This window comes from Psychrobacillus sp. Z16_25 (genome assembly GCF_056856695.1).
On the sequence record NZ_JBXEOV010000034.1, the window covers coordinates 1 to 8818 of the forward strand.

8 protein-coding genes are annotated in these 8818 nt (G+C 35.8%); 5 read left to right on the plus strand and 3 right to left on the minus strand.

The window, feature by feature from the left end:
* Window positions 1-1025 precede the first annotated feature (1025 nt).
* A complete protein-coding gene (locus AC1VU3_RS17445) occupies window positions 1026-1730 on the plus strand; it encodes a hypothetical protein (protein ID WP_482984170.1) in 705 nt (234 codons plus the stop codon).
* 536 nt (window positions 1731-2266) lie between these two features.
* Here AC1VU3_RS17445 and AC1VU3_RS17450 read toward each other — a convergent pair.
* Entirely contained in the window at window positions 2267-3538 is a 1272-nt protein-coding gene (locus tag AC1VU3_RS17450) for a helix-turn-helix domain-containing protein (RefSeq protein WP_482984171.1), read from the minus strand.
* Window positions 3539-3800: 262 nt separating this feature from the next.
* On the opposite strand from AC1VU3_RS17450, the gene AC1VU3_RS17455 reads away from it, so the two are divergent.
* Both AC1VU3_RS17455 and AC1VU3_RS17460 read left to right on the plus strand, forming a co-directional pair.
* On the plus strand, window positions 3801-4046 hold the full coding sequence (locus tag AC1VU3_RS17455; RefSeq protein WP_482984172.1) for a hypothetical protein: 246 nt from the start codon (window positions 3801-3803) through the stop codon (window positions 4044-4046).
* Between the two features lie 111 nt (window positions 4047-4157).
* Window positions 4158-4691, plus strand: coding sequence for a hypothetical protein (locus tag AC1VU3_RS17460; protein WP_482984173.1), 534 nt, complete (start codon window positions 4158-4160; stop codon window positions 4689-4691).
* Window positions 4692-4836: 145 nt separating this feature from the next.
* Here AC1VU3_RS17460 and AC1VU3_RS17465 read toward each other — a convergent pair whose 3' ends face one another.
* Complete coding sequence (locus AC1VU3_RS17465; RefSeq protein WP_482984174.1) at window positions 4837-5805, minus strand: tyrosine-type recombinase/integrase; 969 nt, start codon at window positions 5803-5805, stop codon at window positions 4837-4839.
* A 331-nt stretch (window positions 5806-6136) separates the two neighbouring features.
* On the opposite strand from AC1VU3_RS17465, the gene AC1VU3_RS17470 reads away from it, so the two are divergent.
* Both AC1VU3_RS17470 and AC1VU3_RS17475 read left to right on the plus strand, forming a co-directional pair.
* A complete protein-coding gene (locus AC1VU3_RS17470) occupies window positions 6137-6652 on the plus strand; it encodes an RNA polymerase sigma factor (RefSeq protein WP_482984175.1) in 516 nt (171 codons plus the stop codon).
* Window positions 6645-7328, plus strand: coding sequence for a hypothetical protein (locus AC1VU3_RS17475; protein ID WP_482984176.1), 684 nt, complete (start codon window positions 6645-6647; stop codon window positions 7326-7328). The genes AC1VU3_RS17470 and AC1VU3_RS17475 overlap by 8 nt, the downstream gene beginning before the upstream one ends.
* A 56-nt stretch (window positions 7329-7384) precedes the next feature.
* Here the strand turns inward: AC1VU3_RS17475 and AC1VU3_RS17480 are convergent, their stop codons facing one another.
* Complete coding sequence (locus tag AC1VU3_RS17480) at window positions 7385-8092, minus strand: M23 family metallopeptidase (protein ID WP_482984177.1); 708 nt, start codon at window positions 8090-8092, stop codon at window positions 7385-7387.
* Window positions 8093-8818: the final 726 nt, after the last annotated feature.

Genomic DNA, 8818 nt, shown 5'->3' on the forward strand with positions numbered 1-8818 from the left:
TTGATTGGAGACCTGAGTGAGTCCGATAATGCTCTTTGACTGGCGAGTATATCATTGATTGGAGACCTGAGTGAGTCTGATACTGCTCTTTGACTAGCAATTATATCATCCCATAGGTGAGTTCTAACCAAAGCTTTAGTTTTATTGTTTATATTTGAAAATCCCTCCATCTAACCCCTCCTAAATTTTACCTACAATTTAATTTAAACATAAAATAGATTGCAGGTTAAATTATAAACTTGTAACAGAGTATTTTTATCTAACATTATCTTCTAGAATCCTTGTTACTTCTAACTTCGTTGATAAAGAGATTCTGTAGTTGGTTTTTGACTCCTAGAGAGTTAGTTTGTTTACAATCCTATCCCACTTGCCGCATTATCCTCAAAAATAGTCCCATGCTTGATATACCGTTGGAGGGAGCTCGATTGCTTGTGCCTGGTCTGACGCTCTCTCTTCCCCGGCTTTTGCTGCGGTCGAACAAAAACCACTGCGTAGACTGTGTGCGCCAGAGATGTCGATGGAAGGCCGGCCGCCTCACAATTCTTCTTCACAATCAATCGCACCGATTGTGCATTAAACGCTCATACAAGTTCCCATGTCGGTCCATACGTCGAAAGAGTGGACCACTAGTAATGCCCGAAGCCGACAGCCACTCCTGGACCGACCGTACCGAGCACGTGGAACGGTTGTGCCATAGGGGAGTGCGATGACTTGTCCCGCCCCTTGCTGGTCCGTCTTACTGTACTCAATCATTAACATTAATCCATCGGTAATGAACCACATGTGTTCCACATCTATCCCCTACAAGTTGGGTACGAACTTCGGCGACGGCTAATTGTATTGCTTCAAATCCATCTTCAAGATGACCTTTTATTACTTATCACTTCATGTTCCCAATATGGTTTTGCTATTGGATAAAGTTGTGTATTTAAAAAAATATTATTTTTATTGTTTGTTAAAAATATTTATTGTTTTCAAACAATATTTGTGTTAGTATTATAATAACAAAGGAAGGGGATATTATTATGGGAAAAAATACAATTAGTTATTGGATGAAGCAGTTTGTTGCAAGTCAATTACGTCAAGCATTCTTAGAAGAAGGGGTCGTTACTAAAAACGTCACTTTCTCTTTATCCAATGAAGTAATCGAGAAGATAAATAAGATCAGTGACAACAACAAATTGTTGGAAACCCAGTATGAAGTGTCAGGGCTACCTGTTACTAAATCAGATATCTTATCTAATGCCATTGAAGCGTATTACGAAGCATATCTTAACGGTTTAGATGATTTAAACGTAAAAATCGAAACAGAAGATTTTATTCAAGATGAAGAAAAAAATCAGGAGGACGCAGCGCCTAAAGTAGCGGATACAATAATTGTTTCCTCTAATTCTTATGAAAGCTTTGAAGAACATTTTTTAAAAAATCGTACGTGGGAAGCTACTATGGCGTCGTGGAGAGTTCCTAACTTAACCCATGTAACTGTTTATGTGGGAAGGCCTCTCTCAAAAATCACTCATTATGCAGAAATTATAGGTCGAGAATTACTAGACAATAATAGATATAGATTCACTTTAGGGGAACCTATCCCATTAGAACAACCAATCGAGTTAACCCCATATGGTATGGGTGTACGAAACCCTCGATTTACAACATTGGAAACGCTAAAAAAATCGAAATACGTATCTGACTTATCGGAGTGGTGGATACAATCCTATACTAAAAATTAGTTGCATTATTCAAGGAATTACTTCTTGTTAAAAAAGAGGCGTGATTGCAGATGGCAATCACGCCTCTTTTTATTTAATCAACCTCTTCTGTCAAAAATTGAAAAAGATACGTTTCATCAACCCCTGAACCAGGACATAACCGGCGGACTCTACCGGTCTCCAGACTTCCGTTTGATAGTCGAGGCCTTGCGGGAGAAACCAAGGAATATCATGCAGTAGTGCGTTGGTCTAGGGGGGCGCCAACACTCCAGTCGGACGTGGAGGGGATTCTTCCAGTTGGTCGTCTTGGAATTGGTCAGATAGAACTCCACCTGTTGATACAACTGTTGGTCATCGGCAGACAAGGCTGTCGATGACTGAAAGGTGATCGGGTTGTGCTCTAGAAATGATTCTTCCTTCAAGCCCAGTTCAATTTTGAATAGGATTTTCTGTTGGCCTTGGATTTTCATCATCTCCGGCAAAAACGTTTATTGGCATTAAAAAAATATTTATCATAATAAGAGTAATGACGAAGCCTTTTTTCATTTTCATAGTATCTACCGTCCTTTATTATTTAATGTTAATGAATTGCGGTACTGCAGTGCTGCTAATTTGTAACTTCTCAAAGAAAAATAATAATCAGCTAACTGTAATGAATATTTTTGTGCTGTTAATAAATCCTTATTTTCTGTAAAGTAGTCAATACACTCCTTTAAAATTAATTCTAATTCCTTGCTTTTTAAAATTGTATTCTTATAAACACAAAGATGTAATTGATAGTTTTTAAATGTTAAGTATGGGGCAGTTTCTATTATTGCTTGTCCCCTAAAACACCATTCGAGTGATTTTTCTAGTTTTTCAACCTTAAAATATTCTTTTACTAATGAAAACACAGTAATTAATTTACTTTCTGCCGAACAGCCGTTATTCTTTGCTTCCATACTTAGAAGAAGATGCTCAATTGCCTCAGATGATTTATTTTGTACTGAATACAGGGAACCTAAGTTTTGTTGAATCATCCCAATATAAGTATTTAAGTTTAATTCTATTGCTAATTTATGAGCCTTTGAGAGATATTCTTCAGACTCTGTAAAATTCTCAAGATTTTTATGGGCATTCCCTATAACGATATAGCTATCTATTGCTCGATGTAAGATTAAATCGTGAAGATAAAAATTAAGAGATAGATTTCCATGTTTAATGGCATTTTTAAAGTCTCCATTTTCAAAATAAGTTAGAGAGAAAATATTGTGGAAATCTGCCAACTCCCAGTCTGTAATGGAAAGCGTATTTAAAATATTAAACGACTGGTTTAAGTGAAAAAAAGCTTTTTCGTAAGACTTATTTAAGTATTCAAATATGCCCATGTTCAAATGGTATAAATATCGATGCTTATCATCAAACCAAGATATTAAGGACTCTATAATGGATATTAGTGGGTATAATTCTTGTTCTTCCATTTCAAGGATTAAACTGAATCGGAATAAGTATAGGTGATATAAAATAAAGTTTTTTTTATGCCTAAACTTATATTTTCTCGTAGATGAGATATATGGTTTTAACAAAGCTTTATTTCTATTAATAATGGAATCTTTATAGATTTGATTTAATTCACAAATAAATTTTTCCTCTTCGTAGTCACTAAATTCAATTAAATCTATTTTTAATCTTTGAAGTAATAATGTAATTATCTCGGAACTAGGTACAGTTTTATTGTTTTCTATTTTACTTAAATATGAAGAAGTACAAATTCCTTTTGCTAAAATGCTCTGTTTTAAAGATTGTGCTGTCCTTTCATATTTTATTAATGAGCCTATTATAGCAATCACCTTCCAAATTGTTTCGAATAATTACAATTATTATACTATTTTAACATTTTGTTTGTAAATGTAATATTTAATGGAAATAGAGTGGTGAATAATAGTTTTTTTAGGAGTAAAACACAACACACTTTCCCAACAAGATTAACTATGAAGAGAAAAATGTAAAATATATACTTTAAGAAAGGGAACCCCGTAGTGCGAAAAAAACTGAAAAGGAGGTTATGCTAAAAAAAGAGGAAACACTCAACTATTATAGGGGGGATGAAAAATGAAAAAATTGATTTCTTTGTTAATGGCTCTAACAATGTTTGTAACTCTTCTTCCGATAAATACCTTTGCTGAAGCAAGTGCTAATGAAACAAAACTTAATATTTATAACCAAGGGTTACTTGATCATGTAAACTATGATTCTAAAATCTTATCAGAAACAGCAGATACCTACACAGTTGAGTATTTCGAAACAGATGGTATATCTGCTAACGGATTATTTGAAGTAACAGAAAAAGCTTCTTAGCTTCAATAGAAACTAAAGAATTAAATTTTAAACTTGAAGGCTCGAAAGATGATTCCGGTATTTACAAAGGAATCGTTTTAAATCAAATTTTAAATAGGTAGGTGACAAGATATGAATAGAAAGCAATTGATAATTTTTTATACATTGATAGTTTTATTGATGGCAATGTTCTTTATAAATTATAAAATTTACCAAGAAAATGACAATCTAAAAATTAGGATAGGAACAGAATATAATTATTTGATTACAAAATCTTTAAGTCTACTAAACGAAGAATCTTCTATTGAGTATTGGCTTGATTCAATAGAGAGCCCTCAAGGAAAAGAATCTTTACAACATTTTATTAATCAAATAAATTATTTATCCATATCTCTTGAAAGAAATAACATGTCGGAAATTTCTACTCAGATGGATTTGTTAGAAGAACAATTCCGCGAGCTAAAAAATAAGGAAAAGGAATTATCCGAGGAAAGCATCAAAGAATTAGAACTAAATATTTCCATTTTAACATCTCTATTAACGAATCTGAAATTAGATTTAGAAGATAATCCACATACATGGTACAAGGAAATTAACTATGACTCTTCAAAAACGCATGAATATATAAAAAAAGAATTAGAAAGTCAAAGAATGAACCTCAAGTAATTCAAGAATATAAGAATTTGTTTAATTAATATTAATACCTTTGTGCTATCATTGTTTTTTCTTTTTATACAGTGAAATCTAGCCTTTTAATTGGTTTGTTTTTTGTTTTTTTCTTTATTTGTTGCTTCCTAGACAGGTTATTCATCTATAACCCTATCCCACTAGCTGCATTATCCTCAAAAATAGTCCCATGTTTGATATAACGTTGCAGTGAACTGGATTGTTTGTGTCGAGTTTGACGCATAATCTGATGCTCACTTTTCCCAGCCTTTGCTGCAGTCGAACAAAAACCACTGCGCAGACTGTGTGCCCCATAAGATGCCGATGGAAGTCCGGCCTCCTCACAATTCTTCTTCACGATCAATCGTACCGACTGTGCCGTTAAGCGTTCATACAGGTTCCCATGCCGGTCCATACGGCGAAAGAGTGGACCACTGGTGATGCCCGAAGCGGACAGCCACTCCTGGACCGACCGTACTGGGCACGTGGAACGGTTGCTGCCATAGGGAAGTGCGATGACTTGTCCCGCCCCCTGCTGGTCCGTCTTACTGTGCTCGATCGTGAGTACCAATCCATCCGCAGTGAACCTCATGTGTTCCACATCTATCCCCACCAGTTCACTTCTCCGAAGGGCACCTGCCCATCCGATCACCAATAGGGCACGATCCCGGATCCCCATTAGATTGTTCGGCAAAATACCAACCACTTGTCTTAAGTCCGTTAACCATAAGGCATCTTTTCCGACTTCCTTTGTCCTGATGGTCCGTTGAATTCCCTGCCACACCCCCTGCACCAGGGGGTGGTTCGTCGGGCTCTCCAGGTTCGCGGACTTGTGGCGCTGCGAGATAGCGGCCATCTTCCGTTTGATCGTCGTGGCCTTGTGGGAGGAACCGAGGAACGTCAGGTAATAGGCGATGGTCTCGGGGGTCGCCGGCAGCTCTTGTAGGCCATGTGTGGCACACCAGTCGGTGAAGAGCCGCCAGTCGGACGTGTAGGCCCTCTTCGTGTTCGCTGCCTTGGAGTTCGTCAGATGGACCTCCGCCTGTTGATGCAGCTGCTGGACGTCCGCCGACAAGGCCGTCGATGGTTGGATGGTGATCGGGTTGTGCTCCATAAATGATTCCTCCTCAATATTTTTTTCCTCTAATAGGGAATTGGAGTTTTTTCTTTTTAAATGGTGTCTTTTTGACTGTTCGCATTTTGTTCTATTTTACCATAGGCTTGCTTCTTGATTCTACCATTTCTAGCTATCGATAATATCGGTTATCGATAGCTAGAAATTTTTATTAATAATTAAATCTACTTTCCTAACACATGGAAAAAGCCAACATAATAGATGTAATTATTCCTATTCATATAACCTTCAATAAGATATATTTATTTGAAAATCCAAACTTTATAGACTTGGGAATCGTTTATTAGTTAAAGAAAGGAGTAAGGATATTTTGAACACTTATTACTTAAAAGAATTAATGTTTCAATATACAGAACCGCTAATACGATTAGCTTATGGTTATGTTAGGGATCTTCAAGCTGCTGAAGATATTGTGCAAGAAGTTTTTATAAAATTTTATCATCATCAATCGCATTATGAAGAACGTGGAGAGATAAAGGCTTATTTAACTAAAATGACTGTGAACAAGAGTAAAGATTACTTAAAAAGCTGGACCCATAAGAAGGTCCAACTAACAAATAAGTTCTTTTCCCCTAATGGTAAAAAGAGTTCAGATGAATTGATCAGGAAAGACGAAAAAGAAATAATAGGTGAGGCTATTTTAGAATTGCCATTAAAGCAGCGGGAAGTCTTAGTTCATTATTACTTCAATGAGATGACTATTACAGAAATAGCCCAGGTTTTATCTACATCTGAGAGTACAGTAAAAACTCGATTAAGTCGTGGGAGAGAATTATTAAGAAATCAACTGAAAGGAATTCAATGGGAGGTTCTATTAAATGAATAACAATTACATTCCGTCTGAAGTGAAGAATTTATCCGAAAGTAAACAACGGGTTATGAAAAACGTAATACGAGAACTTGAAGAACCAACGAGAACATCAAAACCAAAATGGCGATATTTAGCGATATCCATTGTAATAACCTTAAGTGCCATGTTATTTGTCATTAATGTTATCTCTTTTGATAAAGAACAGATTACAACTACATCGAAAACCGAACAACAGCCCCCTACAGAAACGCATTCTGATTTGATACCTACATTTTCTAATCAAGGCGGCATCCTATATCTTGATGAATTGACATTAGGTGACTCTCAAGAAAAAATAATTCAACAATTCGGTGAGAATTATACAATCCAACAAGAAGATGGCAGTGGTGCGGATTATGTCATGGATTTTGATGGTAGTGCCAGATTTTACTTCTACGAAGACAAATTAGTTAGTGTCCTACTTAAGAAAGTAGATAAAAATCACTTTGACCGTTTATTTAATGATTATGATGGATTTAAGTTTAGTGATCAATCTGATAATGACCGCTTCATTTATTCAGTGGAGACAAATCAAATATTAAAGGCAACCACTAATGTACCTTACCAAGATCTTTATTTATACTTTTTTTATGCGGGACCAGAAATCATGGAAAATGCAGAGGTTCAGAAGATGATACAAAATGCGAAATAGTCACATCTGAGAATTGGAGTGAAAATAGAAAAGCCCCCCTCAATGGGGAGGCTTTTTTAGTTAAGATATTTACTAAAGTCTTCATAAGGATTTGGATAGCCTATTTCGATCAATTCTTCCGGAGTCATCTTTGCTAACTCTTCAAAAGAATGGTAATTAGGGCTGTCAATACTTAAATCGTCACTATGAGTTAACTCAACCTTTTCATCAATTAGTGGTAGTGGTTCAAATTTCATTGGTTGATCATTTGTATACCAAATTCTTGGATTGTAAAAGTCAGTATTAGAAATATCTGAGCATGTTGAAGTGGGGCAACTTATAGTTTCAAAATGTAAATGTACCCCAGTTACATTTCCTGTTTTCCCCATTTTTCCAATTTGAGTCCCACCACTGACTGCTTGATTTAAGCTAACAGATATAGATTCTAAATGGGCATAACGACTTTGGACATTTGATAACTTCATTTGATTTGCTCCAGTGTGGTTAATAAAGACAACATTTCCATAAGAATTGTGATAACCCGCCGAAGCTACTACTCCATTATGCATTGCTTTAACTGGATCTCCTCCTACACCTGCTGTTAGAGGTCCAATATCCATACCATAGTGCATTGTTTTAACTCCGGTAATTGGGTGGATTCTTTCTCCGAATTCTGAAGTAACTCTCTTTGAAGATGTTGGCCAATAGATTGTTGCAGCTGAAGCGGTACTAACCATGGAAAATACCATTAATAGTACTAATAAACTTCCAAACAATTTTTTCATACTACAATACCCCCATTTGAATTTTTCTTTCCCCAAAATGCAAAGTGTTCACTGCCAAATCGCCAAATCTTTATATATATTTCACCGCTCACCTCCACAATTATTAGAATTTTCTTACTAAGTTTATTGTAGTAATCTATCAGTTCGAAAGATATAAGATTTAGTTGGGAAAATCCGCACCACTAAAGCTTTATATCACCCCTTCGAACTTAGGTCTTTTCCTATTTTTAAGAAATTAATATAGCATTATGTACTAGTAGTCTTTTAGTCGATATATTCGCTTCCTTGCTCATTACAAAAACGGTATTACTACTGTCTTTTCGATGGCTCTATCACTCATTGCTGTAACCTCCTTTCTATATGTTGATTGAATTAATGTAGCTTTAAAATAAAGTTTGATCATAAGCACCTCCCAATCCCAAATTTCACAATAAATAATAAGAACCCATTTTGACAAAAGGTTGATCAAAATGGGTTCTTATCCAACAGATTAATTTTGGTTTTTATAATAAAGATTGATTATTTCGGAGAGTGAATATTCAACTAACGCCCCAGTCGTATTATAAGGTCAGCCAGAGAAATCTGGTTGACTATTTTTTATTCAATTTATAGATTGATAGTAGCCCGGGTAGAACGGACGCCCCCGTGTGACTTGATCCCGACAACTAAACTGTTCGCCCTCTACTTGTTAACACATGATTAGGCTGGTTGGGACATGGTGATCCC

Excerpts from the sequence above, each read along its gene's own strand:
- AC1VU3_RS17445 (WP_482984170.1), top strand. The coding sequence starts at position 1,026 with ATGGGAAAAAATACAATTAGTTATTGGATGAAGCAGTTTGTTGCAAGT.
- AC1VU3_RS17455 (WP_482984172.1), top strand. The coding sequence starts at position 3,801 with ATGAAAAAATTGATTTCTTTGTTAATGGCTCTAACAATGTTTGTAACT.
- AC1VU3_RS17460 (WP_482984173.1), top strand. The coding sequence starts at position 4,158 with ATGAATAGAAAGCAATTGATAATTTTTTATACATTGATAGTTTTATTG.
- AC1VU3_RS17465 (WP_482984174.1), bottom strand. The coding sequence starts at position 5,805 with ATGGAGCACAACCCGATCACCATCCAACCATCGACGGCCTTGTCGGCG.
- AC1VU3_RS17475 (WP_482984176.1), top strand. The coding sequence starts at position 6,645 with ATGAATAACAATTACATTCCGTCTGAAGTGAAGAATTTATCCGAAAGT.
- AC1VU3_RS17480 (WP_482984177.1), bottom strand. The coding sequence starts at position 8,092 with ATGAAAAAATTGTTTGGAAGTTTATTAGTACTATTAATGGTATTTTCC.